This is a genomic window from Bacillus sp. BP-3, from assembly GCF_028401955.1.
Lineage (GTDB): Bacteria > Bacillota > Bacilli > Bacillales > Bacillaceae_G > Bacillus_A.
On record NZ_JAQOTJ010000006.1, the window covers coordinates 260,998 to 286,396 of the forward strand.

The 25,399-nt window shown below is 36.7% G+C and carries 22 protein-coding genes and 1 rRNA gene; 15 read left to right on the forward strand and 8 right to left on the reverse strand.

The features are described from left to right. Positions 1-7 precede the first annotated feature (7 nt). On the forward strand, positions 8-328 hold the full coding sequence (locus PLX19_RS12650) for a YfhH family protein (RefSeq protein WP_272188988.1): 321 nt from the start codon (positions 8-10) through the stop codon (positions 326-328). A 62-nt stretch (positions 329-390) separates the two neighbouring features. Here PLX19_RS12650 and PLX19_RS12655 read toward each other — a convergent pair whose 3' ends face one another. Then, positions 391-543 carry a YpzG family protein gene (locus tag PLX19_RS12655; RefSeq protein ID WP_272188989.1) on the reverse strand — a complete coding sequence of 51 codons (153 nt, stop codon included), beginning with the start codon at positions 541-543 and terminating at the stop codon, positions 391-393. A gap of 35 nt (positions 544-578) precedes the next feature. Further along, positions 579-737 (reverse strand): small, acid-soluble spore protein K, encoded by a 159-nt coding sequence (locus tag PLX19_RS12660; RefSeq protein WP_272188990.1) that lies wholly within the window; start codon positions 735-737, stop codon positions 579-581. Between the two features lie 280 nt (positions 738-1,017). Here PLX19_RS12660 and PLX19_RS12665 point away from each other — a divergent pair, with 280 nt between their 5' ends. Next, positions 1,018-1,284, forward strand: coding sequence for a YfhJ family protein (locus tag PLX19_RS12665; RefSeq protein WP_272188991.1), 267 nt, complete (start codon positions 1,018-1,020; stop codon positions 1,282-1,284). A 26-nt stretch (positions 1,285-1,310) separates the two neighbouring features. Here PLX19_RS12665 and PLX19_RS12670 read toward each other — a convergent pair whose 3' ends face one another. Then, positions 1,311-2,291 (reverse strand): metal-dependent hydrolase, encoded by a 981-nt coding sequence (locus PLX19_RS12670; RefSeq protein ID WP_272188992.1) that lies wholly within the window; start codon positions 2,289-2,291, stop codon positions 1,311-1,313. 147 nt (positions 2,292-2,438) lie between these two features. On the opposite strand from PLX19_RS12670, the gene mutY reads away from it, so the two are divergent. Both mutY and PLX19_RS12680 read left to right on the forward strand, forming a co-directional pair. Next, a complete protein-coding gene (mutY, locus tag PLX19_RS12675; protein ID WP_272188994.1) occupies positions 2,439-3,533 on the forward strand; it encodes an A/G-specific adenine glycosylase in 1,095 nt (364 codons plus the stop codon). A 114-nt stretch (positions 3,534-3,647) separates the two neighbouring features. Next, the gene (locus tag PLX19_RS12680; RefSeq protein WP_272188995.1) at positions 3,648-8,894 is read left to right on the forward strand and encodes a lamin tail domain-containing protein; all 5,247 of its coding nucleotides are present in this window, start codon (positions 3,648-3,650) and stop codon (positions 8,892-8,894) included. 14 nt (positions 8,895-8,908) lie between these two features. Here PLX19_RS12680 and PLX19_RS12685 read toward each other — a convergent pair whose 3' ends face one another. Beyond that, positions 8,909-9,133, reverse strand: coding sequence for a hypothetical protein (locus PLX19_RS12685; RefSeq protein ID WP_272188996.1), 225 nt, complete (start codon positions 9,131-9,133; stop codon positions 8,909-8,911). 120 nt (positions 9,134-9,253) lie between these two features. On the opposite strand from PLX19_RS12685, the gene PLX19_RS12690 reads away from it, so the two are divergent. The 4 genes from PLX19_RS12690 to PLX19_RS12705 all read left to right on the forward strand — a co-directional run bounded on the left by PLX19_RS12690 (position 9,254) and on the right by PLX19_RS12705 (position 12,454). Continuing rightward, positions 9,254-9,529, forward strand: a complete 276-nt coding sequence (locus PLX19_RS12690) for a gamma-type small acid-soluble spore protein (RefSeq protein ID WP_272189016.1) — start codon at positions 9,254-9,256, stop codon at positions 9,527-9,529. 164 nt (positions 9,530-9,693) lie between these two features. After that, positions 9,694-9,954: a YgaB family protein gene (locus PLX19_RS12695; RefSeq protein ID WP_272188997.1), complete on the forward strand. Its 261-nt coding sequence runs from the start codon at positions 9,694-9,696 to the stop codon at positions 9,952-9,954. A gap of 151 nt (positions 9,955-10,105) precedes the next feature. Next, the gene (gene ntdP, locus PLX19_RS12700; RefSeq protein ID WP_272188998.1) at positions 10,106-10,636 is read left to right on the forward strand and encodes a nucleoside tri-diphosphate phosphatase; all 531 of its coding nucleotides are present in this window, start codon (positions 10,106-10,108) and stop codon (positions 10,634-10,636) included. Between the two features lie 60 nt (positions 10,637-10,696). Beyond that, the gene (locus tag PLX19_RS12705; RefSeq protein ID WP_272188999.1) at positions 10,697-12,454 is read left to right on the forward strand and encodes an ABC transporter ATP-binding protein; all 1,758 of its coding nucleotides are present in this window, start codon (positions 10,697-10,699) and stop codon (positions 12,452-12,454) included. A gap of 17 nt (positions 12,455-12,471) precedes the next feature. Here the strand turns inward: PLX19_RS12705 and PLX19_RS12710 are convergent, their stop codons facing one another. From PLX19_RS12710 to PLX19_RS12720, 3 genes are all read right to left on the reverse strand, one after another. Then, positions 12,472-13,560, reverse strand: a complete 1,089-nt coding sequence (locus tag PLX19_RS12710) for an FUSC family protein (RefSeq protein ID WP_272189000.1) — start codon at positions 13,558-13,560, stop codon at positions 12,472-12,474. Between the two features lie 188 nt (positions 13,561-13,748). After that, positions 13,749-18,188 (reverse strand): glutamate synthase-related protein, encoded by a 4,440-nt coding sequence (locus PLX19_RS12715; RefSeq protein ID WP_272189001.1) that lies wholly within the window; start codon positions 18,186-18,188, stop codon positions 13,749-13,751. 278 nt (positions 18,189-18,466) lie between these two features. Continuing rightward, complete coding sequence (locus tag PLX19_RS12720; RefSeq protein WP_272189002.1) at positions 18,467-19,753, reverse strand: glutamate-1-semialdehyde 2,1-aminomutase; 1,287 nt, start codon at positions 19,751-19,753, stop codon at positions 18,467-18,469. Between the two features lie 345 nt (positions 19,754-20,098). Here PLX19_RS12720 and PLX19_RS12725 point away from each other — a divergent pair, with 345 nt between their 5' ends. The 6 genes from PLX19_RS12725 to perR all read left to right on the forward strand — a co-directional run bounded on the left by PLX19_RS12725 (position 20,099) and on the right by perR (position 24,580). Further along, positions 20,099-21,112 (forward strand): ABC transporter ATP-binding protein, encoded by a 1,014-nt coding sequence (locus PLX19_RS12725; protein ID WP_272189003.1) that lies wholly within the window; start codon positions 20,099-20,101, stop codon positions 21,110-21,112. Further along, on the forward strand, positions 21,105-21,896 hold the full coding sequence (locus PLX19_RS12730; RefSeq protein WP_272189005.1) for an ABC transporter permease: 792 nt from the start codon (positions 21,105-21,107) through the stop codon (positions 21,894-21,896). The genes PLX19_RS12725 and PLX19_RS12730 overlap by 8 nt, the downstream gene beginning before the upstream one ends. A 7-nt stretch (positions 21,897-21,903) precedes the next feature. After that, positions 21,904-22,689: an ABC transporter permease gene (locus PLX19_RS12735; protein WP_272189006.1), complete on the forward strand. Its 786-nt coding sequence runs from the start codon at positions 21,904-21,906 to the stop codon at positions 22,687-22,689. Positions 22,690-22,767: 78 nt separating this feature from the next. Further along, a complete protein-coding gene (locus tag PLX19_RS12740) occupies positions 22,768-23,172 on the forward strand; it encodes a potassium channel family protein (RefSeq protein WP_272189007.1) in 405 nt (134 codons plus the stop codon). Positions 23,173-23,218: 46 nt separating this feature from the next. Then, positions 23,219-23,683, forward strand: coding sequence for a thioredoxin-dependent thiol peroxidase (bcp, locus tag PLX19_RS12745; protein ID WP_272189008.1), 465 nt, complete (start codon positions 23,219-23,221; stop codon positions 23,681-23,683). Positions 23,684-24,154: 471 nt separating this feature from the next. Beyond that, positions 24,155-24,580 (forward strand): peroxide-responsive transcriptional repressor PerR, encoded by a 426-nt coding sequence (gene perR, locus PLX19_RS12750; protein ID WP_272189010.1) that lies wholly within the window; start codon positions 24,155-24,157, stop codon positions 24,578-24,580. Between the two features lie 68 nt (positions 24,581-24,648). Here the strand turns inward: perR and PLX19_RS12755 are convergent, their stop codons facing one another. Beyond that, entirely contained in the window at positions 24,649-25,005 is a 357-nt protein-coding gene (locus PLX19_RS12755; protein WP_272189011.1) for a YgzB family protein, read from the reverse strand. Positions 25,006-25,325: 320 nt separating this feature from the next. Here PLX19_RS12755 and PLX19_RS12760 point away from each other — a divergent pair. Next, a 16S ribosomal RNA gene (locus tag PLX19_RS12760) occupies positions 25,326-25,399 on the forward strand; the annotation flags it as partial.

The window sequence follows — 25,399 nt, forward strand, 5'->3', positions numbered from 1 at the left end:
GGAAAATATGAGAAACATGCCAAAGCGCTATAGCGAGATGACACCACATGAGCTAAGGGAAGAAATAGGCGTTTTAAAAGAACAGGCAGTAAAAGCAGAACAACTTGGCATTGTAAATGAATTTGATGTTTTAATGAGGAAAATGGCGATGGCACGTGCTTATATGACAGATATCAATGAATTTCAGATTGGCGAAACGTATGAACTTGTAGAAGAGCCGGGTGCATCGTTTACAATTACGTATTTTAATGGGGTATTTGCTTGGGGTCACAAACAAAATGAAACAGAGGAAATTGGTATTCCTATTTCATTATTGCAAAAGAAGTGAAAACTAGAGAGCCTTGGCTGCTCTAGTTTTCACTTTTTGTAATTGTTAAAGGAGATAGGCGTTTAAAATTGGCGTTTTTTCATTTCATTTGCCAAAATAATAAGAGACTGCGTTTGCTGCGTTTGTCCATTTACTTGTGCTTTTGCGTGTTTTGGACGAGCCCACGTTGGAGCGAATAATTCAGAATGACGGTCTAAACGGTTACGATAGCTCATTTTATCACCTCGTATAAAAAGTTATCGATAAACAATTATGCTTCTTCTTGATTAGCAGCACGCATTCGCTCTTGTGGATGCGTGTTAATAGTGCCGTTAGGTCGTTTGGAAGCAAAGCGAGCTTTTGCTCGCGGTTGACCGTTGATTTTGCTGTTGTTTTTGGATTCAGACCAAATTTCAGATTGTTTGCCCAAGAGGAACTCCCCCTCGCTACAGTTTGATACAAAAAGTATCACTTATAGGTTGTGCAATGTGAGAGGAAATATTCTAGAGAAATACAAATAAAAAGCTATACACCCCCCTTTTTTTTAGATGGGAGAGAGGATCTGACTGTGTGTAGAAGCGGTCAGTGCCTATTTCTGCCCCGTGAGATATTTAAAACAAAGAGAGGAAGTAAGTGGCGGTTATGTTGTGTTTTGCATAGCAGCAGCTTATATGTTAAAAAATAAATGAATCGATTAAAGGAGATATAATATGAACGATATTTTTGAAAAATTAACGAAAGAACTTCTTGAAAAAAACCCCTCTCTTTCTTATTCTCAAGCGCGTACTTGGGTTGAGTTGTTATGGGAGGACTTTGGTGCGACATATGCAAAAACAGGAACGTATCAAGGGATTGAAATGACAGAGAAAGTGGTACGAGCGTGGATTAACAACCAAGGGGCGCGTTTGCATGAAATTCAAACGAATAATCCAAAGTATAGTCATTTAATTAACAAAGACGATCACGTTAAACATTAAAAAAACGACCAATTTTGGTCGTTTTTTTAATGTGGGAGTAATTCTAATTTTTTGCGCAGTTTTTCTTCACTGAAAATCCATCCTGTGTAGGAACTCATAATTTCAAGATCTTTATTCAGCTGCACAATTGCAACAAATGGATAATAATCTTTGCTGCGATAGCGCAAATCTATAAATCGAACTTCATAATAATCGTTGTATTCAAAAATATCCCAGCGATAGACAGGAGAAAATGATAAGAATGCTGAAATGTTTTCATCTTTTTGAGCAGCACGAATGATATCGTTATCAGGTAATGGAATGCGCTCGAATTTATCATGAACCATAATACTACCGCGATGCCAACGAGCAACATAATAATGGTCTTTTGTCACAATGGCTAAGTGATAATGATAAAAGCGATATGACGGTGAAATGATGACTTGTTCAACGTCACGAAACCGTTTCTTTACGACATTCTTTACATTTTGGCGCATCATAATTCGGCCAATATAATAAATGATCATTAATATATAAGCAGCTGCTCCGGCATAACCTTTATTTGCACCGACAAGTATACACGCAATTGCTAATGTATGAATGAAGAAAATGACTGCATCAAATGTATTAATAACACCTAGTGCCACCCACTTCTTAGTGAAAGGTCGCAATGCTTGTGTACCGTATGCATTGAAAATATCAACGAAGACATGAAGAAACACAGCAATAAATGACCATAGAAGAAGATGAAGATAGGGAGGACTTTGGAATATGGCTAAAGAAATCCCGCTAACAAGAAATGACCAAAGAATAACAGCTGGGATGGAATGAGTAATCCCGCGATGATTTCGAATATATTTTGCATTGTTTCTTAATTTTAAAACAGTATCAATATCAGGGATGTTTGAACCGACAATTGTTGCAAACATCACAGCTTGTGGTCCAAAGTCACTTTGACTGAGCGCTGGATCTAACGTTGCTAAGCTTCCTAATGTAACGCCCATGACAAGATGAGTGGCTGTGTCCATGAAAACCACCTCCGTTTTTTATTAATGTAACTCTTTTTATTCTATATCACAAGGCATTTGCCTTTTATTTCTTCAATCATCTTACTTAAATTTTCTCCTAAATTCTTTATAATAGTACGTATATGCAAAAAATGAGGAGGATCAAGTTTGAAGCTCGAAATATTAGATGACTTTAACATAGAAAAATTTCAACATGATTTAATCAGTTGGTTTGAAACAGAGCAGCGTGATTTGCCTTGGCGTATCAATAAAGATCCATATCGCGTTTGGATTTCGGAAATTATGCTTCAGCAAACGCGAGTTGAAGCTGTAAAACCATATTACGCAAATTTTATGGGGAAGTTTCCAACATTAGAAGCATTAGCTGATGCGGAAGACGAAGAAGTGTTAAAAGCGTGGGAAGGCCTTGGTTATTATTCGAGAGCACGTAACTTACACGCTGCCGTAAAAGAAGTAAAGGAACAATACGGGGGGAAAGTTCCTAACGATGTAAAACAAATTGAAAAGTTAAAAGGTGTAGGACCCTATACAAAAGGGGCAATTTTGAGTATCGCTTACGGGATTCCAGAGCCGGCTGTTGATGGAAATGTGATGCGTGTATTATCGCGTATTTTGTCAATTTGGGATGATATCGCGAAACCAAAAACACGTAAAGTATTTGAAGATATTGTCCGCCAAATCATTTCAAAAGAAAATCCATCTTATTTTAACCAAGGGCTGATGGAACTAGGGGCACTTATATGTGTTCCGAAAAATCCATCTTGTCTTCTCTGTCCTGTTAGGGAGCATTGCCGCGCGTTTGCAGAAGGTGTACAAAAGGAGTTGCCAGTGAAAAGTAAAGCGAAGGCACCGAAAATGGTTCCAATCGTAGCCGGAGTATTGCGTACTGAAGATGGGAAATACGTAGTTAATAAAAGACCCAGTACGGGATTACTTGCTAACATGTGGGAGTTTCCGAATGTAGAAATTGGAGAAGGCATCCGTAACCATAAACAACAATTTACAGATTACATGAAAGAGAAATTTTCTCTTTCTGTTGTCATTGATGACTATGCAATGAATGTTCACCACACATTTACTCATAGAACGTGGGATATATTTGTATTTTACGGCACTGTATTGCAACCAATTGTTGAAACGGATCATTTAAAAATAATTACTACTGAAGAATTTGAACAATTACCTATTTCAAAATCACATCGAACAATTTTTGAAGAATGTGTCAAAAAACTCCAACCATAATGGTTGGAGTTTTTTCGACATAAATATAATAATCTCTTACAAATATTTCATATTCCCTTAACAAATGACAAATACACTGGAAGTTGTAATGAAAAATTTTAAGGGGGATAGAAAATGTTTAAAAAAGCAATCCGTTCAGCAGTTGTAGCGACCTTCTTGCTTCAAACATTAGCTGGGTCAGGCTATGTCACTTTTGCTGAGGAGAAGGAACAAAATCAGCAGGCTCTCATTTCAGAAGTTCATTATACAGACGATCTACGCTATATCGAGTTGTATAACTCATCGGCGAAAGTTATGGATATGAAGAATGTTCAACTGAAGGTTAATGGAAAAGTGCTAAAATTTCAAGATGAAGATGAAAAGCAATCTGTACAACCAAAAGAAACGAAGTTAATCTTATTTGGAAATAAAACAGTTAATGAGATTAATGAGCGCTATAAGACAGAAGTAAAAGAAGACCAAGTTTTATTTGCTACTGATGATTTAAGTGACGAACAAATTAGGATTGAAGTAACGAATGAGAAAAATAAAACGGTAGATGTCATTGAAACAAGAAAAGAGAATAAAGATATATCAATTCATTCTTTTTGGAATGAAACAAAGAAAGAAATAAAAAATGAAATACCATCCCCTGGGACTTACACTACATTCCAATCGCACGAAAAAGAAAAAGCATCTACGAAATCCACACGAAAAGAGGCAGTCCAACCAAACCCCAAACAACTAGAGCCTGCACAAAAAGAAAAAACCTTACAAGAGACAGCGCATGTACCTAAAGTGAAAATTAATGCACATGAGGATTTACCGATTGAAATTCAGTTAGCAAGTACGTACGATGAGGCAAAAGTAAACCTTGTATATCGTAGTGCCTCCGGTTTATTAGTGAAAAAAATGAAAATGAATAAAGGTGAGAATAATCTGTATTCCACTGTTGTTCAAAAGTCAGATATTTGGTCCGATACGTTTACATATTGGTTTGAAATTGAACAGGGGGGAAAAGTTATTACCTTCCCAGAAAAAGAACAATATGTAAGTACTGTTCAGCATCAGGTAGAAGATTATACAAAAAATAAGACAGTTATGATTACTGAGCTAATGCCAGATACGATAAACGTAAACGGAAAAGATGGATATGAATTTATAGAGATATATAATAATTTAAGTGAAGCAATACAATTGAAAGATTATAAACTTATATATAAGTATTCAGAAACTGGAAGTGAAGATTGGAATTTCACAGAAAATGCGACAATCCCATCAAAAGGAACGAGAGTGTTGTGGATTAAAAATGAAGGAAATGCAGGGTTATTAAAACAAGATTTTATTCAAGCATACGGTGGGAATATAACTGAAGAACAAGTGCTTCAAATTGAATCAGATGGAATGTCTAATAGTGCTGGAAGAACCATTCAATTGGCCGATCAGTACGGAACAGTTTTATCATCTGCAACATATGAGAAATCGAATGTAAAGGTTGGTCAAAGTGTTGCTTATGCATACAAGCCTGAAAGTGTTGAAATGCAAAAAGTAGGTTTGTTTGAAAAAGGAACACCTGGTGTACAAATACCATTTCAAGTGCCGTTAGAGCCGGTAAAACAGTCCGATCAAGCTGGCGTTACGATTGAGCATACAGCATCACTTACTCATACAGAGGCAGAGGATCTAACTATTACTGCAACGATTAAAGGTGGGGAAAATGTAGCTGTTTTGTATACGCAAGATGGCAAATTAACACACAAAAAATTGCAGATGAATAAAGAAGGAAATAGCGATATTTATAAGGTGACAATTCCTAAAAAAGAGTTGTGGGGGAACACACTATTCTATAAAATTGTCGTGCAAGGTAATCAAGAAACAATTGAAAAATCCTACGAAACAAAAGTAGAACATAGAAAAATAGATCCGCAAAGCGTACCGCCATTTTTGATTACCGAAGTAACGCCAGACACGACGAATGTTGGGAAAGCAGATGGATATGAATTCATTGAAGTGTATAACAATAGCGAGCAGGATCTTAATTTTAAGGATTATACAATTCGATATCGTTATCCATCTGAAGGACCAGAGGGAGATCTCATTTGGGGATCCACCCCAGATGACGTTGTAATTCCATCGGGGCAGTCTCTCGTATTTTGGATTATAAATGGTGAAAATAATGAGAAGAATGTAGCTGATTTTAATAAACAATTTGAAGTGAACTTAGTAGAAAATAAAAATATTGTTAGAGTATACTCAAATGGAATGGCGAATGGAAGTGCCCGTGGCATTGTCGTTGCAACAAAGACGGGGAAAGAAATTGCAGCTTCCTACTACAATGATCAAGCAAACCAAGCTGATGTGAAAGCGAATAAGGGAATTTTATATCGTTATCCTCAAGATGGCTCGCAAATCATGCAAAAGATTAGTAGTGCAGAGCATAATGCATCTCCTGGAACTGTATTCGAAGGACAAGTACCGGCTGAACGAGTTGCTTTGAAGGCAGATACAATTCCGCCGACAATTTCACATGAACCGGCAGAAGGGCTAATTTCTGAATTTCAAGATCATAAATTGAATTTTTCTGTTCTTGATAACGAACAAGTTAAAAGTGTGAAATTATACTACAAAACGAATCCTAACGCAGAATATAAAGTCGAAAATTTAGTAGAGAATCATATAGATAAAAAATATCATTATACCATTTACTCACCTGAATTAATTGGAAAAGAGAAAATAACATATTACTTGGAAGCTTCTGATGGCTTACATGTAGTAAAAAGTGATATGTACTCAGTACAAATAGCTGGTGAGAAAGATAAGGGCCCTCTTCGTCTTAATGTAAAAGATGATGAAGTGGTCGCAAATCAAGTTTTATTAAAAGGAACTTCTTCGTCGGCCCAGTCTGAACAGCTTTCTCTTTTAGTGGACGGAAAGAAAGTAGAGACGAACACATATCGAGCTTTAGAGAAGCCTGCCTATTTTGCTTTCGATGTGAAGCAAACTGACTTGTATTTTAAAAACGCAGTCACAATTGGAAATGAAGTATTGCGTGTATTTGATGATACGTATAGTGATTATGTCACATTAACTGTAAAAATTGATCAATCAAAAATTAAATATAAGGAACCGTTCAAAATTGATATCAGGTCCGGAACAAAAACGTCTCCATTTGATGATCGAGTTGAAGAGAACAAAGATGATTTTTATTTGAAAAATGTTCGTCTTATATTAGCAGATGGAACGACTTTATATGATCCGAACTTTGTAAATCCAAATCAGGAGTTATCAGTTGGTGATGGAGATACATCAACGCCAGTATTTACGTTCGGATTCCAGGTTCCGGAAGACAAATTTATTTCGAATGCGTATTTATGGGATACAAAACAAACGAAGGATGGAAGTCATCGAATTGCAGTGCAAGATGGTGTAAATAAAGAAGTCGCCTCGAATGTAAAAGTTGATAACACACCACCACAGATTTCTACTACGGTGCAGAATGAAAAAAAATATAAAGGGAAAATTCCAATCGATGTAACAGTTAGGGATGATATAGCAGGAGTGAAAAATAAAAAAGTTATATTGGACGGTAAAGAGATTATAACTCCATACGAAACATCATCTGCACAATTAGTAGCAGGAAAGCATGAGCTACATGTGGAGGCGGAGGACCAAGTCGGAAATCGTCAAGAAAAGACAGTTATGTTTGAAACCTGGGCAGAAAATCCAACAGATCCTACTCCGATTGCACCTAAAGACGGAGAGGGAAATGTGAGTACGAGTCCGACACTTGAAGCAAAAGTAACTGATCCAACAAATGATGCAATGAAGGCAACGTTTTATAAAGGGTATGCGTATAAGCCGAGTCAAACGGATCATATGAAAATTACCGAAAATGCAATAGAGCAAGAACCACCACAAGCTTTTGTTGTAAATGGTGAGAAACGCTTTGACCAAGATCAGCTAAGTAAAGTTAGTAAAAAAGATGGGAAATATTATACAACGGAATCAACAGAGAAATTCCCATACCATCGCTTTGATGTAACAGTTGCTGCTGATGTGAGAAACGATGATACGGTAGAAGTAAAGTGGTTTGGTCATTCTCTAGAAGGAAGAAAAGTTACAATGTATGCTTGGAACTATACGACAAATAAGTGGACAGAACTTACATCGAAAATTGCTGGAGACAAGGATTTTGAATTAAAAGGTGCTGTATTAGCAAAAGAATATGTACAAAATCAAAAAGTAAGTGTAATCGTGCAAGACCAAATTCCAAGTTCACCAAATAAGTTTGATTATACATTTGTATGGATGTCTGATACACAGTATTATTCCGAAAGTTATCCACATATTTATAAAAGTCAGGTTGATTGGATTGCTGCGCAAAAAGATCCATTAAATATTAATTATGTGTTCCATACAGGAGATCTTGTTGATAAGGCATATCAAGAATTTCAATGGCAGCGTGCAGATGAATATATGAAAGTACTTGAGAATGCGAAAGTACCGTATGGTGTGTTGGCTGGGAATCATGATGTAAATCATAAAGATGAGGACTATACAGCATACTCAAAATATTTTGGGGATTGGCGTTTTAAAGATAAGCCATTTTATGGTGAAAGTTATAAGAATAACCGTGGACACTATGATCTAATTTCAGCAAAAGGTAACGATTTTATTATGATGTATATGGGATGGGGCGTTACAGATGAAGATATTCAATGGATGAAGGAAGTATTGAAGAAATATCCAAATCGAAAAGTAATTTTATCATTCCATGAATATTTACTTGTATCGGGCAATCGTAGTCCGATTGGCGATAAAATTTTTAATGAAGTAGTGAAACCGAATAAAAATGTGTTAGCTGTGTTGAGCGGACATTATCATGATAGTGAAACATTGGTTGATGAAATTGATGATGATGGGGATGGAGTCACAGATCGTAAAGTATATCAAATGCTAGCGGACTATCAAGGTGGTCCAGAGGGCGGACAAGGTTATATGCGTCTTTTACAATTTGATACGGTTGCAAATAAAATGTATGTCAAAACGTATTCTCCATATTTAAATGAATATAATTTTTATAAACCAGAAGAGTATCCAGGAAAAGATGAATTTGTAGTAGACGTTGATTTAAAACCTGCAATAAAACAAGTTGCAACGGACTATGTAGAAGTAAACGTGTACACGAATGAAGTAATTGGTAAAGATGATTTTGTGGCAAATTGGCGTAATGCAAAAATGAAATTGGAGAATTTAAAGGAAAATACGACGTATTACTGGTATATAAAAGTCGAAGACCGGTATGGTGGACAAGTGACTTCACCAGTTTGGTCCTTTACAACAGGTAAAAAAGATAGGAGATGGAACGTGTTCCCAAGTTAGGGAACACGTTTTTCTTAATCGTAAAAAATTTTTGTGCCATGAGTCCAACTAGCTTCGTTTTTTTGTAAACCACCACGTGCCTCAATTTCTTTTACAACTTCTTTATAAATGGTTTGTCCTTCTACGTTTAAGTAGGGCATCATTTGTTGTAAGGAATGATGAAAATAAGCGAGTTCTTCTTGATTCCATTGATCTTTTGGAGTCATTGATAACTCTGTCATATCACGTCCAACATACATCGTGTAGCACCTCCATCATCATTAGTTTGAATGAACGTTTTTGTCTGTATACGTAAAAAATATTTTTCTTTTTGTCTTTTTAACGGATATGTTCAGGTAAGGATGGTTACATTATTTGTTGTGGAGGTGAGAAAGATGAACAAAAAACAACACAATTTAGGTAAAACAACTTCTGGTGCTAGCATTCAAAGCGCAGGTTTTGGAACAGAATTTGCTTCTGAAACAAATGCACAAGAAGTAAGACAACAAAATGCACAAGCAGAAGCTAAAAAATCACAAGCTTCTAGCGCTAGCGCTCAAAGTGCAAGTGCTGGCTATGGTACAGAGTTTGCAACAGAAACAAATGTACAAGCAGTAAAACAACAAAACGCAAAATCAGCTGCAAAAAAATCTTAGTACGAACGAATAACAAAGAAAAAACACTCCTCTAATATAGGGGGAGTGTTTTTTCTTTTTATTTTTGTGAGCCGACATAACTTCTAATAAGTCAACAAATAAAGTCAAAGGAGACGGAACGGCTTTATTCGAAAATATGTAATAGGATTTTTAGGAGGGATAGAATGAAACTGTTTGATGAATTGGTTGAAGAGCAATTGCGGACGATGGATGAATTATTAAAGTTGCAAGTTCATTTAGAAAAATATCAACACCTTGAAATGAATCAGCAAGATGCGAAAGAACTCCATTTTATTCGTCAAGAAATTCAAAGAACAGAAAAGGCATTAAAAGGTTTACAGTTGAAATTTGAGCAACAAACAGCGGCGGTGATTCATTCTTTTGAAAATGAGAAGATGCTTTCGAACGAAGAGCCGATTTTATGAATCGGCTCTTTTGTTTTAAAATTTCGACAGAACCGTTATAATAAGAAGAAAAGTGAATTCGGCTCAATATGTTTGAAACAGAAGGAAAAAACAAACGGTATCACAGATAACAACTTTAGAAGAGCATTCACGGCGAAAGAAGGGAGAAAGTATGGGGTTTCCCAAAGAAGGAGAAAAAATACAAATACATAGTTATAAACATAATGGCTCCATTCATAGAATGTGGGAAGAGACAACTGTTTTAAAAGGAACGCAAAGTTGTGTTATTGGGGCAAATGATCGCACGGTCGTAACAGAAGCTGATGGACGAACGTGGATTACTCGTGAACCTGCTGTTTGTTATTTCCATTCAAATTATTGGTTTAATATTATCGGTATGTTAAGGCAGGAAGGTGTGTATTACTATTGTAATTTAAGTTCGCCATTTGCCTATGACCATGAAGCATTAAAATATATTGACTATGATTTAGATATTAAAGTGTATCCTGATATGACGTATACATTGTTGGATGAAGATGAGTACGAAAAACATCGTGAGATTATGAATTATCCAGCTGTCATTGACACGATTCTAAAACGAAATGTTGAATATTTAACGCAATGGATTCATCAACGAAAGGGTCCGTTTGCACCTGATTTTATTGATATGTGGTATGAACGATATTTAATGTATAGAGATTAAAGAAAAACCTGCTAGGGCATCCAGCAGGTTTTGTCCTTTTAACATGATGGGGGGAGTGGCATGAAAGGAATAAAACGGTATCTACAATTTGTAAAACCGTATCGGTGGCTCATTACAATCACTATTGTTATAGGTCTTATTAAATTTGGGATTCCGCTTATTATGCCGTGGCTATTAAAGTATATTATTGATGATATTATTCAAGGCGGAAGTTCACTAGAACAGAAAACATCTCAATTATTTGTGGCCATTGGGATTGCATTGTTTATTTTTGCAGTATTACGTCCTCCAATTGAATATTATCGTCAATACTTTGCGCAGCGTATTGGAAATGCAGTGTTGTATGATTTGAGAAAACATATTTTTGCGCACTTACAAAAATTAAGCTTACGGTATTACTCTAATACAAAGACAGGTGAAATTATTTCTCGTGTTATCAATGATGTTGAGCAGACGAAGGACTTCGTTATTACTGGCTTAATGAATGTGTGGCTTGATACAGCAACGGTTTTTATTGCAATTGCGGTTATGTTTTCGATGAATCTGAAATTAACGCTTGTTTCTTTACTCGTACTTCCTGTTTATATAGTTGCAGTCAAATATTTTTTCAGTCGTCTTCGAACATTAACGCGCGAGCGTTCGCAAGCACTAGCAACGATGCAAGGATATTTACATGAGCGTATTCAAGGTATGCAAGTGACGCGGAGTTTTGCATTAGAGGAATATGAAAAAGAGCAATTTCAAGGGAAGAACAGCGAATTTTTAACGAAGGCATTATCACATACAAGCTGGACAGCAAGGACATTTTCTACTGTAAACACATTAACGGATCTTGGACCTTTACTCGTAATTGCTTTTTCTGCTTATGAAGTTATTCATGGATCGTTAACACTTGGCACAATGGTCGCTTTTGTTGGATATATGGATAGTTTATATAGTCCGCTTCGCCGCCTTGTGAACTCTTCGACAACACTTACACAAGCTTTCGCTTCCATGGACCGTGTTTTTGAATTACTAGATGAAGAGTACGATATTGTAGATCGTCCAAATGCGATTACAAAGAAGTCGCTTCGAGGTGAAGTTATATTTGAAAATGTTTCATTTCGCTATAATGACCATGAACAAGATGTGCTCCGAAATATTTCTTTATCTATTTCACCGGGTGAAAAAGTGGCACTTGTCGGTTTAAGCGGGGGTGGGAAGTCTTCGCTTGCCAGTTTAATTCCTCGCTTTTATGACGTTTCTAGCGGAGCGATTTGTTTAGATGAAATTGATGTTAGAAATTATAATGTGCGGAATTTACGCAGTCATATTGGTCTTGTTTTGCAAGACAACATTTTATTTAGCGATACAGTTGGAGCTAATATTTTATATGGAAGACCCGAGGCAACAGAAGAAGAGATGGTAGAAGCAGCTAAAGCTGCACATATTCATGATTTTATTATGAGGTTGCCTGATAGATATGAAACGGTGGTCGGGGAAAGAGGTGTGAAATTGTCTGGTGGGCAGAGACAACGCATCGCAATTGCGCGTGTATTTTTAAAAAACCCGTCGTTGCTCATTTTAGATGAAGCTACATCTGCACTGGATTTAGAAAATGAACGCTATATTCAAGAAGCGCTGCAAACGTTAGCTGCTGATCGAACTACAATTATTATTGCGCATCGATTATCGACAATTACACACGTAGATACAATCATTTACTTAGAAGATGGTGAAATAAAAGAAAAGGGTTCGCATCAGCAATTAATGCAAAAGCGCGGTTATTATTATAATTTATATCAAATTCAACATATAAAAGAAACGACCCCTTCGTAATAGGAAAGGGTCGTTTTTTATTCATCTTCTCGTTTTTCATGAATTTGTAGTTCGTTCTCTGGGTTATGATACGTATAGAAACTGTCTACAAGTAAATCTAAATGTTCTACTTCCTCGCTATAATTAATAATAGCTGAAACGAGAGGAAACAGGTGAAGCCATATTCGATAGCTCTCTTCATCATCTTTATTTTGATAGTTCATAAATATATCAATTAGTTGTTGTTTCCCAATAGAAACTTCGTCAAGAATTTCAACAGATTGTTGTTTCTTTGCTTTCCCGATAAATTTGAGTAATACTTGCTCATGATAATGAGTTAATGAATCAAGCTCATTTTGAATCGATTCTTGAAATGATTCTGGCATATATCGTAACTCGTTCTCTGTTCGATGGAGCGCCTTTAATGTACTTAAAGCGCGGCTTGTTGTTGCTAACATTTGTCTAAATAGGACTAGTTTACGAATTTTAGCAACTTGTACTTTTTTTGTATAACTTCTTTCTTCTTTATACAACAAATAGTAATGATTGAGACGAATCATTTTTTCTTTCATACGATCAATATCTGTTTTCAATGTTGTGAAATCAGATGCTTGCCTACTGCTCATTCGAATCCATTTTACAATTTCTTCTGTGTTATCTACGATTTTATGGTAGAGTTTTGTTTCGTATTTTGGCGGCATAAATACTAAGTTTACGAGAGATGCCGCAATAATTCCAACCATAATTGTTGCAAATCGTAATAGGGCAAAATCAAAGAAATTTGCTCCTTGATATTCCATAATCGCAATAACCGTTACGAGCGCAATAGAAATGGTATTTTCTAGATGTAGTTTTAAAGCAAGTGCAATAACTAATATGCACGTTAATCCAATAGTAAGAGGATTACTTCCAAAAGCAAACACAAAGACAATGGCAAAAATTGCTCCCATTACATTTGCTTGAATTTGTTCTAAAGCTGTTAAATATGAGCGGTACACAGAAGGTTGTACAGCAAAAATTGCTGAGATTCCCGCAAATACAGGGCTTGGTAATTCAAGCAGAACACATGTAAATAAAGCTAATGTAATGGCAATACCCGTTTTTAAAACGCGAGCACCAAGTTTCATACTCTTTTTTATATCCTTTCTTCCTCGTCAGAATAAATGTACAATATGATACTATACATTCATTAACTTATGTTAGCAAGTAGTATTTTAATGAAAAAACCTGCTGAATTTCAGCAGGTTTTTTCGATTTGTTATAGAGTACTATGAGAATGAAAAGTCGTCAATAAGAAAGCTGTTAACCTTTCGCTTTACTCTGTTGAAACAGATGGATCGGCTTGCTCTTTTGTTGGAATTACTTCGTAGAAATGAGAATTTAGATTGGATAACAAAAGTGAGAGAAGAGCAACCTCTTTGTATTGTTCATGCTCATTTAATATACGAAGGTAATCTAATAATAACTCCTTCACATCAGATTCTCCTGTTTTGCTGAGTGGGCGAAGAGTAACATTCGCTCCTTTTGCAATTCGTCGTTTTAATGATTGTTCTGTTAATCCAAAATCAGGATGATGACGTAAGTAGACAACTCCGCCCGTCATTCCAGCACAAATCCATGGGCCAGGGTCACCGAGGACGAGCGCGCGACCGTTTGTCATATATTCAAAAGCAAATCCTTTTATATTAGCATGAACACCAATATTTCCATGTTCTTCTTTCGGGATTGGTTTTGTCATTCTTCCGCCAATAATCATATCAGCTCCTGAGAGACGAATGCCTGCTCTAGCGTCAGCATTTCCTTGTACATATAATGCTCCTTTTTGTGCACCGTATCCGAATCCTTTTCCAACAGAACCGTTATAGTATTTGCCATCTTTTCCTTTTGTTTTCGTAATATAAATACCACCGCCAAAAGCTGTTTTTCCAATACCGTCTTGTGCACCGCCGTTGACATGAATAAAGAGGTTCTCACTATTATAGGCGCCTAGTCCATTTCCAGGAACAGAACCGTTTGTATATTTTAATGTGATTGGATCTAATACACCATTTTCATACAGTTTACTGCGAATACGATAGCAAGATTCCATACCGCCCATCACACGTTGATCGACACCAACACGAATAAGTTCTTTAGATGTAATAGAATAATGAGCATTGCTGTATTCTTGAGGTGTTGCTGTTTGCAGGGCAGTGTATGTTACATCTTCTAATGTTTGTAATAAGTAATGTAAATTTAGTAAATGCTGGCCATGTGTTTGTTCTAATAGATCAGAACGACCGACGATTTCTTGTAAGTTGCTATAACCAAGCTGCGCTGTTAATCGTTTTAGTTCTGTGCCAAAAGCTGTGAATAAATGTAACAATCCTTCTACAGCACTTTCAAAATCTCGCGGCACGAAGCGGCGCAGGCCATGTTCTTTCGCTTGTGCTTCAGATTCAATTTGCGTTGCAATCCCGACATGACAAGTATCTAAATGACAGCCGCGGCATGTTGTACAACCAATCGCAATCATAGACAGTGTTCCGAAGCCGATGCGGTTTGCGCCAAGTAGCATAATTTTTAATGCATCTGCAGCACTGCGGATGCCGCCGTCAGCCCAAATTTCTACACGATGCCTCATTCCTGCTTCTAACAAGGCGTTATGAGCAGCTTTTACACCAATTTCAACAGGAAGACCAACGTGTTGCAGGGCATGAATACGTGCAGCACCTGTCCCACCATCGAAACCACTAATATTAATAAAATCAGCACCAGCTTTGGCGATGCCTACTGCAATGGTTCCGATATTAGGGACAACGGGAACTTTAACAGCTACTTTTGCGTGTTGGTTGGCAGTTTTAATTTCAGTAATAATTTGTGCTAAATCTTCAATTGAATAAATGTCATGATTATTGGAAGGTGAGATTAAATCCGAACCAATTGTTGCATTTCGCGCTTCTGCAATTTTTGCCGTTACTTTTGAACCTGGTAAATGTCCGCCTTCTCCTGGCTTTGCTCCTTGCCCAATTTTAATTTCAATTAAATTAGATGAATTCAGAAGCTCAGCGTTGACACCAAAACGCCCTGATGCGATCTGTTGCCCGCGTGTATGTGGATATTTACCAATCATATCTTTAATTTCGCCGCCTTCGCCGTTTAAACTAATCATATTTAATCGGTTAGCAGCCTCGGCGTAAGCACGGAAGGCAATTTCATTTTGTGAGCCAAATGACATCGAACTAATAATAAATGGGAGACTATGATTTTTTACTGCAATTGAAACTTTTTCAATGGGCGTTTTATCATCTGTTTCTTTTATTTTTATTAGGTGACGAATTGCCGTTGGATTTTTTGCTTCTAATTCATCCAGTTTTTCACGGTAGTCATCGTATGCATTTCCTTTTGCAATATCTCCAATCGCTTTCCAAATGCGCGGGAATAGATGAAACGTTTTTCGTATGTTTGTTTTTTCATTTGTATAATCGATTGCCCGGACTTTTGCATCTTCTGCTAGTGCTTGTAGCGAAAAATCCAACGCACCGGATCCAAGGAAATTTGTAATATCCAATAGTTGTGCAATTTCTTCGTGTAGACCTATGGAAGAGAAGAGGCGACCATAGCCGCGTAATTCATGAATTCCAAGTGTTGAAATCACTTTTTCAATGCCTTTATTCAATGCGTTATATAAATTGAGAAGAGACGTTTTTGTTCCATCGTTTACTGTTGCAAATGTAAGGTATGGATTGATAACATCTGCTCCTAAACCATATAAAGTTACAATGTCGTGCAGGGAACGAAGCGCCGCGGAACGTACGACAATTGCACAATCACGGCGGAGTTTATGCTTCACGAGCTCTTGATGGATTTTTGCTGTAAGTAAGTGCGGATCAATCCATAATTGGCCGTTTTGATGAGCTTTTGCATCATCAATGATAAGAAGCGATGTCCCTTTTTTTATTGCAAGTGCAGCTTCTGCTCCAAGGCGATTCAGTGCCGCACCTAAAGTTTCATCCTCTGTAAACGTTCCAGATAATTTATAAACAGTGCTGTGCAGAGCAAACATACGGATGAGTTGTTCATAAGATACTGTGTCTAGCTGCCCGGCAGCTTGTTGTCCAGATGCTCCTTCTAAGACAACTGGGCTTGGGAGTTCTACAATAAATGGTTGTTCGTTTGATGCGTGCAGATTTGGCCTTTTCCCTACAATTGTACGTGTAGAAAAGTGCTCTACTTCTCGGTCGCGATCAATTGCAGGGTTTGTTACAACAGCAACGCTTTCCTTTATAAAATCAGCAATGTTTCGTCTTCCTATATCGAGTGCTGCAAGAGGGGCGTCGTGCCCAAGGGAACGAATTGGTTCAGCTCCTTTCTCAGCCATTTGTTCGAGAAGCTGAATATGTTCGCGGTCCCAACCGAAAGCTGCGTATTGCTCTGTTTTTACTTCTGTAATTGAAACTAGGTCATCTAATGCATCTGTTGGCGGAGCTTGTAGATGATAACGATAGTTGATACATTCAATTCGTTGTTTCATACGTGCATATACTTCTTTTTGGTATGCGTCGTATTCGTATAAAATAAGATCGCCTTCTGCGTTTCGCTTTAGTCCTATTTTTTCCCCTGGAGCAAGTGATTTTGGTTCTGCGACATATTCAGCCGGAGAAATAACACCTGGTTCAGAGGAAAAAATATAAGAGCTTTCTGTTTCTACTTTCCAAACGGGGCGTAACCCAAGGGAGTCTACGCTAAAAACAGCCTCATCTTTATGGCGTGAAATAATTCCTGCCGGCCCTTGAGCGAAATGTCCCCATGCTTCACGTATATACGTATATAAATCTTGCATATGCGGTTTGTATAATTTAATTTCATTAACAATTGGTGGAAATAATATGTCCATTGCTTCGAATAAGCTGTAGTTATAATGGGTAAGAAGTGTTTCTAGCGTCCTGTTTAAGTCTTGTGAGTCACTGCCACCATTTGTAAGCGGCACATCAATCATTTCTGCTTGATCTCGCAGTTTAGAGATTGTATTAATTTCACCATTATGTCCAAGGATACTAAATGGTTGAACGCGAAAAAAATTAGATAATGTATTAGTGGAATAACGGTTATGGCCAAGTGTCATTGTAGATGCGATGAGTGGATGACGCAGGTCATCATAATAGGATACAAGTGTATCACCAGCTCCGAGCACCTTATAAACAACATAATCTGGACTGAATGACGCAATATGAATTGCTTCATTCTTTTCGATTTCAATCGTTAGCGAGAATAATAATTGATCAATCTTTTCATGTTGTTTTTCTGGAATAACGGCAATTTGCCAAAATAGCGGTTCTTCTTGTTTGCCAAGAGGTCCAAGGGCATCAGAGTTGGTTACGGCGCTAGTTTCAAATATAATCGCTAAACTTTCTCTTTGTAGTAAAGAACGGATATCATTTTGTAAGGCGTTTGTATCTTGTTTTTGATGTAGAAAAAAATGGCCAACGATAAAGTGAGGGTGGTTCACTAATGTTGGATTATAACCGTTTTTCCGTAATTTTTCTTTCCAAAGTGTTTTCGGAAGATCAATATGAATTCCGATTCCATCGCCTTCGTTATTAATAAATCCAGCGCGGTGATTCATTTTTACAAGAGATTGTATGCAAAGATCAATGTTTTTTTTCGTCGGAATGTTTTGTTTCTCCATTACGGAAACGATTCCACAAGCATCATGTTCGGCATTTGCATAATTTTGAAATAGAGATGGTGTCCATTTATTTGTTGTACCTGGCATTCGTCAATCCTCCTTTTTTAATTCAGAATAATCGAAATATTGAAGGTGTACGACACCTAATATTTATAATAATAACAATGAAACTTTTGGCTGTTATCCCTTGCGTGTGTTTTCACGTTTCTTGAATATTGAGGTAGGAGCTTACTGCCAAAAAGAAGCGGGATAAATCTTTATTTCTGATTAAAGGTAGATAATTATGAATAATTATACTATTGATGTGCAATTTATGAAATAGTAAAAATAAAAAAACAGAGGGTGAGCTCTGTTTTTTTGTTTTATTATAAGGCAGCAAATGCTCTGCCAACGGCTTCAATTGTGTACGCAATGTCTTCTTTTGTATGTTCTGTAGTTAAGAACCAAGCCTCATATTTAGATGGTGCTAAGTTAATTCCTTCATGAAGCATTAGTTTGAAGAACTTACCGAACATTTCACCATCTGTATTTTGTGCAGCATCGTAGTCTTCGATCTTATCTTTTGTAAAGTATACTGTTAAAGCACCTTTTAGACGATTAACTGTAATATCGATATTATGTGTAGTAGCTTGTTCTAGAATGCCTTTTTCAAGCATTGCTCCAAGTTCATCTAGTTTTTCATATACACCTTCTTGCTTAAGTACCTCTAAGCACGCGATACCAGCAGTCATAGAAGCTGGGTTTCCGGCCATTGTACCAGCTTGATAAGCAGGACCAAGTGGTGCAACTTGCTCCATAATTTCTTTTTTCCCGCCGTAAGCACCGATTGGAAGACCACCGCCGATTATTTTGCCAAGTGCCGTTAAGTCTGGTGTTACTCCAAGTAAATCTTGAGCGCCGCCATACATAAAGCGGAAAGCTGTAATAACCTCATCATAAATAACTAATGCACCTGCTGCATGAACAAGTTCATTTACTTTTTCAAGGAATCCTGGTTTTGGTTCAACAATACCGAAGTTTCCAACAATTGGTTCTACAAGAATCGCGGCAATTTCATGTCCCCATTTATCTAAAGCTTCTTTTAATGTATCTACATTATTAAAAGGAACTGTAATTACTTCTTGTGCAATACTTTGCGGTACACCGGCAGAATCAGGAGTACCAAGTGTAGAAGGACCAGAGCCTGCTGCTACAAGAACTAAGTCCGAATGTCCATGGTAGCAACCAGCAAATTTCATGATTTTTGTGCGTCCTGTATAAGCGCGAGCGACACGGATTGTTGTCATAACAGCTTCTGTTCCTGAGTTTACAAAACGTACTTTATCCATCGCTGGCATAGCTTCTTTTAGCATTTTTGCAAATTTTACTTCCAAAGCTGTTGGTGTTCCGTATAACACACCATTTTCGGCAGCGACTTTAATCGCTTCTGTTACATGTGGATGAGCATGACCCGTAATAATCGGTCCGTATGCTGCTAAATAATCAATATATTTGTTGCCGTCCACGTCCCAAAAGTAAGCACCTTTACCGCGCTCCATTGCAACTGGTGAACCGCCGCCAACTGCTTTAAAAGAGCGAGAAGGACTGTTTACACCACCAACGATATGTTCTAAAGCTTCTTTATGTAGTTCTTCTGACTTTGTGAACTTCATGAAAATTCATCTCCTTACAAAAATCTATGTATTATTTTAACACGTTTTTGAGAAAGGCGTATTGTTTGTACAAGTTGCTACGGTTGGGTAAACTATTCGTTGTGCGAAATAGAAACTTTCACTATTGCATTGATAATTATATAAAAACCCTTTTTTAGAGGGACGAGAGCATCTGGCCATGGATAGAAGTGGTCGGTTTCTTTTCCTTTCATATGCCAAGTTTAAAACAAAGGGAGAAAGCGAGTGGGTCAGGTTGCGCGATTTATATATCAAAAAATATATAGTTGGGCATATCGCCAGGAAAGATACTGTTTACTAGAGTGGAAGGTAGAAAGGAGAATCGGAATGGAGACGGTTATTGAGGTAAAAGATTTACGAAAAGAATTTACATCGTATTCAAGCCGCTCAGGATTAAAAGGAGCGTTTCGCGATTTATTAAATCGTAATTATAAAATTGTCCCAGCAGTAAATGATATTTCGTTTACTGTAAAGCAAGGCGAGATGGTTGGATATATTGGAGAAAATGGTGCTGGTAAATCCACTACTATTAAAATGCTAACAGGTATTTTGACACCTACTGCTGGACACATTACTGTGAATGGCATGAATCCTCACAAACAAAGGGAAGAATTTGTGAAAACAATTGGTGTTGTGTTTGGTCAACGTTCGCAGCTTTGGTGGGATATTGCTGTGCAAGAATCATTTCGGTTGTTAAAAAAAGTATATGGTGTATCTGATGCACAATATAAAGAACATATGGAACATGTAATTGAAACGTTAGATATTGGTCCGTTATTGGATAAGCCCGTTCGGAAGTTATCGCTCGGACAACGAATGCGCTGTGAATTAGCGGCAGCTTTAATTCATAATCCACCGCTATTATTTTTAGATGAACCAACAATTGGTCTTGATGTTCTTGTGAAATTAAAAATTCGTGACTTTCTAAAAGAAATGAATGAACGTTATAAAACAACAATTTTACTAACGACACATGACATTACAGACATTGAAGCGCTTTGTGATCGTGTTGTCATGCTAGATGAAGGGAAAATAATGTATGACGGTTCTTTAGACAAGCTACGCGCGCAATGGGGAGCAGAAAAAGAAATTCATTTTCAATTTGTAACCTCAGTTTCTTATCAGCAACTTGCGATGTTAATGCCTGATAATGATGTAGTTTGGGCACAAGGAAAAGAACAACATACATGGATTGCCAAGATCCCAAATGAAGAAGTCATAATTTCGACTCTTATCTCAAAAGTTGTCCAATCTTTTGCAATTAAAGACTTAAAAATTAATGAAGTATCTACAGAAGAAATTATTCGTAATATTTATGAAGAGGGCATGATTCATGGGTAAGTATATTGAAATGATTCGCGTTCGTTTTCTAATGATGCTTGCGTATCGAACAAATTATTATAGCGGTATTATCATTTATACAATTAATATCGGAGCATATTACTTTTTATGGCAAGCCATCTATAGCGGAAAAGAAAATATCGAAAGTTTATCTGTTACACAAATGACAACATACATTGCAATTGCCTGGATGGCCCGTGCATTTTATTTTAATAATATTGATCGGGAGATTGCGATGGAAATTAAAGAAGGACGGGTTGCGGTTGAGTTAATTCGTCCCTATAACTATTTAGGTATGAAAGTAATGCAAGGATTAGGAGAAGGGATTTTCCGATTTGCTTTCTTCTCTATCCCAGGTATGGTCATTGTTACATTATTATTTTCACTGCAAATGTCAACAAATGTTCAAACGTGGTTGTACTTTTTCCTATCATTATTATTTAGTTTTATCATTAATACACAAATTAACTTAATGACAGGGATGTTAACGTTCTTTTTATTTAATAATAATGGAATTATGTATGCAAAACGCGTTGTGATTGATTTGTTTTCAGGATTATTACTTCCGATTAGCTTCTATCCGTTATGGGCGCAAAAAGTAATGACATTTCTGCCGTTTCAAGCAATTAGTTATATTCCGAGTATGATTTTCTCGGAAGGAATAAAAGGTGAGGCGATTTATAAAGCTTTATTATTTCAAATAACATGGGCAGTGCTGCTCATTATTCCAATTGTTATGATGTGGAAAACAGCAAGAAAACGGCTGATTGTACAAGGGGGATGATGAGAGAATGTTATATTTTAAGTTGTTTTTACAATATGCAAGTCAATATATAAAAACGAAGCTAGAATATCGTGGGGATTTTATTGTTGGTTTACTATCCGATTTATTGCTGCAGGCAGTAAACTTAATTTTTATTCTTGTTGTATTTGGACATACACAAGCGTTAAAAGGGTGGAACAGGGAAGAAGTGATCTTTATTTATGGTTTTTTCCTAGTTCCGTTTGCGATTTTCTCTTCATTCTTTAATATATGGGATTTTAATGATCGTTATATCGTAAAAGGGGAAATGGACCGCATTTTAACACGCCCTATTCATAGTTTATTCCAAGTAATTTTAGAACGAATGGAATTGGAGTCTCTCATTGGTGCAATAACCGGTTTTGGCGTAATGGGATATGCTGCACTTCAGCTTCAATTAACATTTCATTGGTATGATGTTTTTCTATTTCTATTGATGGTACTAGGCGGTGCATTCGTGTATGGTGGGATTTTCGTAACGCTTGCAAGTATTGGCTTTTGGTCAGATGCAAGAAGTTCGATTATGCCGCTCATGTATAACATCGGAAACTACGGACGTTATCCTGTTAATATTTATAATCGCGTCATTCGTTTTGTTTTAACGTTTATATTACCGTTTGCTTTTGTTGGTGTATATCCGGCATCTTACTTTTTAGGAAAAACAGAATGGAACTCCTATGCATTTGTAACACCGATTGTTGGGGTTATTTGTATTTCAATTGGGTTTTTTATTTGGAATTTAGGAGTAAAGCGATATCGCGGTGCGGGAAATTAGTCTATATCTTTAGACTAAGAGGGTTCATATGGGATAAATCACCTTTTGTCCTCATAGAAATAAAATGAGGTGGAGGACATGTTGTGGGTGATGATTTTATTAATTGCTGCGATTGCTGTATTACGAAGTATACAATTGCTATGGAGTTCGGCAGGAGAATCAAACCGTTTTTTCTCTTTGTATAATCTGATTTCGTTATTTCTTATTTATACAACGGTACTCATTGCATTTGCGCTTAGTTATGTTGTATTAGAAGAAAGTGGATTTTCGGTATTGAAAGAAGACGGCAAATTAGTGGTGAATCACTCATTTGCTCTTGTAGAAATATGTTTATATTTTAGTGCAATTACATTGTTATCAGTCGGATATGGCGATGTAACGCCGATTGGAATTGGCCGTTGGATTGCGATTGTAGAAGCGCTAATTGGATATACGATGCCATTTGCATTTGTTGTGCGGACAGTTATGGAAAATGAAAAGTAATAGGATATTTGATATAGTGGAAGCAAAAGAGAAGGAGTGATTTTGCATGGTTGCAGTAGGAGAAATGGCACCGGATTTCACGTTAGAAGCAAGTAATGGAGAACAAGTAAAATTATCTGATTTTCGAGGGAAACACATTGTCATTTATTTTTATCCGAAAGATATGACACCAGGTTGTACAACTGAGGCGTGTGATTTTCGTGATCACCATGTAACTTTTGGGGAGTTAGAGTGTGTAATTTTAGGGATAAGCACAGACTCTTTGCAGCGACATGAGAAATTTACCGAAAAATATAGTTTGCCGTTTTTGTTGTTAGCTGATGAAGATCACGCAGTTGCAGAAATGTATGATGTGTGGAAGCTTAAGAAAAACTTCGGAAAAGAGTACATGGGAATTGAAAGATCCACATTTATAGTCGATAAAGAAGGACAGTTAGTGAAAGAATGGAGAAAGGTTAAAGTTAAGGGGCATGTAGAAGAAGCGTTGGAATTTGTTAAAGAAAATTTATAATGGGCCTCTAAAGTAAACGAGACAGTATGTACAAATAGAAATTTACACAGAATAAAATAATTAGTGAAATATTGTAAGGCATATGACCATACACTTTTGGGAATTTTTCATATGTTAACAGTGTAGGGCATACCTCCTCAGATGATAGTTTTTCATGTGCGAGTTTTTCTCGCACTTTTTTCGTGTAAGTGTATAAAAAGAAGCCAGATCACCTAAAAATAAAATAAAGTGACACTTTATGAAGGGGAAGTATATATTCTCCAACTAACCTTTTTGTTTTTTTGATATCTTTGAAGTGGGATTGTTGTTGACACCCACGTTAACTATGTTTGTACAGTTTATTAAATTTGGAACAAGTTTAAGAATAAAATACATAGTTATAGTAGAAATGTTGACGAGTGGAAAGAAAAGGAGTACACTCTTTATAAGAATTATAAAATGATAATCCGTATAGAATCGGGGTGCATGACGGTGGTCAAAGAAGAATTAAAAGAAGCGCTGGAAATGTTGAAAAATACGGGTGTACGCATTACTCCACAGCGTCATGCTATTTTAGAGTACCTTGTGGAATCTATGATGCATCCAACAGCGGATGAGATTTATAAAGCGTTAGAAGGTAAGTTTCCAAATATGAGTGTTGCAACAGTTTATAATAACTTGCGCGTGTTTAAGGAAGTGGGGCTTGTAAAAGAGCTTACCTATGGTGATGCTTCTAGTAGATTTGATTACGTTACCAGTCAGCATTATCACGTTATTTGTGAAAACTGTGGTAAAATTGTTGATTTTCCGTATACAGGTCTAGAGGAGATTGAGAACGAAGCTGCGAAAGCAACGGGTTTTGTAATCAATAGTCACCGTTTAGAAATTTACGGTGTTTGTCAGGACTGTAATAAGTAATACAATTAATTAAGGAGCTGACGCTTTAAGTCAGCTCTTTTTTATTGAAAGTAAATATAGGTTTCTTGTTAAACTTTGTAACCCTTTCGGTTGTATTTTTCATCAAACTCTTTTCCTTCTAACTGTCGATCAAGTGTGAGTGGCTGATTACAATGCATGCAAGCATCAACTCGCCCGAGTATTTTTGTTGGTTTGTTACAAGATGGACAAATAACTTGAACGGTTTTTGTTGATAGCATACCAATCCAAAAATAAACAACAGTACTAGCGATGACAGCAAAAAAACCGACCATCATAAAAATTGTCATAATAAGAATGTTTTCTCGGAAGAAGACCCCTAAGTATGCAATGAAAAGTCCAATAAATACTAAACTTAATGCAAAAGTTCTAATCTTATTGATTTTATTTGAGTATTTTATGCTCATCCCTTTCACCTTCCTATAGTTTATAATATAACATAAATTTCTGAATTTTTGGATTATCAAAGACATCTAGGTGTTTTATTGGGATGTGAATTTTTTTATAAAAAGTGTTGACCATCTATAATGAGCATGCTATATTAATGAACGTCGCTGCTGCACAAGAGCAGAAAGTAGACAAAAAAGAAATGAAAAATGAAGTTGACATCAAAAAACAAAGATGTTAACATGAGGAAGTCGCAATTGAGCGGCGGATAAGTTCTTTGAAAACTGAACGAAACAAACAACGTGAAACGTCAATTTTTATTTATGATGCTAGACAAACTTTATTGGAGAGTTTGATCCTGGCTCAGGATGAACGCTGGCGGCGTGCCTAATACATGCAAGTCGAGCGAACCGA

What these genes read in the sequence shown, in the direction of transcription:
- PLX19_RS12725 (WP_272189003.1), top strand. Translation starts at nt 20,099, where the DNA reads ATGGAGACGGTTATTGAGGTAAAAGATTTACGAAAAGAATTTACATCG.
- PLX19_RS12755 (WP_272189011.1), bottom strand. Translation starts at nt 25,005, where the DNA reads ATGAGCATAAAATACTCAAATAAAATCAATAAGATTAGAACTTTTGCA.
- PLX19_RS12680 (WP_272188995.1), top strand. Translation starts at nt 3,648, where the DNA reads ATGTTTAAAAAAGCAATCCGTTCAGCAGTTGTAGCGACCTTCTTGCTT.
- ntdP (WP_272188998.1), top strand. Translation starts at nt 10,106, where the DNA reads ATGGGGTTTCCCAAAGAAGGAGAAAAAATACAAATACATAGTTATAAA.
- PLX19_RS12685 (WP_272188996.1), bottom strand. Translation starts at nt 9,133, where the DNA reads ATGTATGTTGGACGTGATATGACAGAGTTATCAATGACTCCAAAAGAT.
- PLX19_RS12710 (WP_272189000.1), bottom strand. Translation starts at nt 13,560, where the DNA reads ATGAAACTTGGTGCTCGCGTTTTAAAAACGGGTATTGCCATTACATTA.
- PLX19_RS12735 (WP_272189006.1), top strand. Translation starts at nt 21,904, where the DNA reads ATGTTATATTTTAAGTTGTTTTTACAATATGCAAGTCAATATATAAAA.
- PLX19_RS12740 (WP_272189007.1), top strand. Translation starts at nt 22,768, where the DNA reads ATGTTGTGGGTGATGATTTTATTAATTGCTGCGATTGCTGTATTACGA.
- PLX19_RS12650 (WP_272188988.1), top strand. Translation starts at nt 8, where the DNA reads ATGAGAAACATGCCAAAGCGCTATAGCGAGATGACACCACATGAGCTA.
- PLX19_RS12715 (WP_272189001.1), bottom strand. Translation starts at nt 18,188, where the DNA reads ATGCCAGGTACAACAAATAAATGGACACCATCTCTATTTCAAAATTAT.
- bcp (WP_272189008.1), top strand. Translation starts at nt 23,219, where the DNA reads ATGGTTGCAGTAGGAGAAATGGCACCGGATTTCACGTTAGAAGCAAGT.
- PLX19_RS12655 (WP_272188989.1), bottom strand. Translation starts at nt 543, where the DNA reads ATGAGCTATCGTAACCGTTTAGACCGTCATTCTGAATTATTCGCTCCA.
- PLX19_RS12665 (WP_272188991.1), top strand. Translation starts at nt 1,018, where the DNA reads ATGAACGATATTTTTGAAAAATTAACGAAAGAACTTCTTGAAAAAAAC.
- PLX19_RS12695 (WP_272188997.1), top strand. Translation starts at nt 9,694, where the DNA reads ATGAAACTGTTTGATGAATTGGTTGAAGAGCAATTGCGGACGATGGAT.
- PLX19_RS12720 (WP_272189002.1), bottom strand. Translation starts at nt 19,753, where the DNA reads ATGAAGTTCACAAAGTCAGAAGAACTACATAAAGAAGCTTTAGAACAT.
- PLX19_RS12730 (WP_272189005.1), top strand. Translation starts at nt 21,105, where the DNA reads ATGGGTAAGTATATTGAAATGATTCGCGTTCGTTTTCTAATGATGCTT.
- PLX19_RS12705 (WP_272188999.1), top strand. Translation starts at nt 10,697, where the DNA reads ATGAAAGGAATAAAACGGTATCTACAATTTGTAAAACCGTATCGGTGG.
- PLX19_RS12670 (WP_272188992.1), bottom strand. Translation starts at nt 2,291, where the DNA reads ATGGACACAGCCACTCATCTTGTCATGGGCGTTACATTAGGAAGCTTA.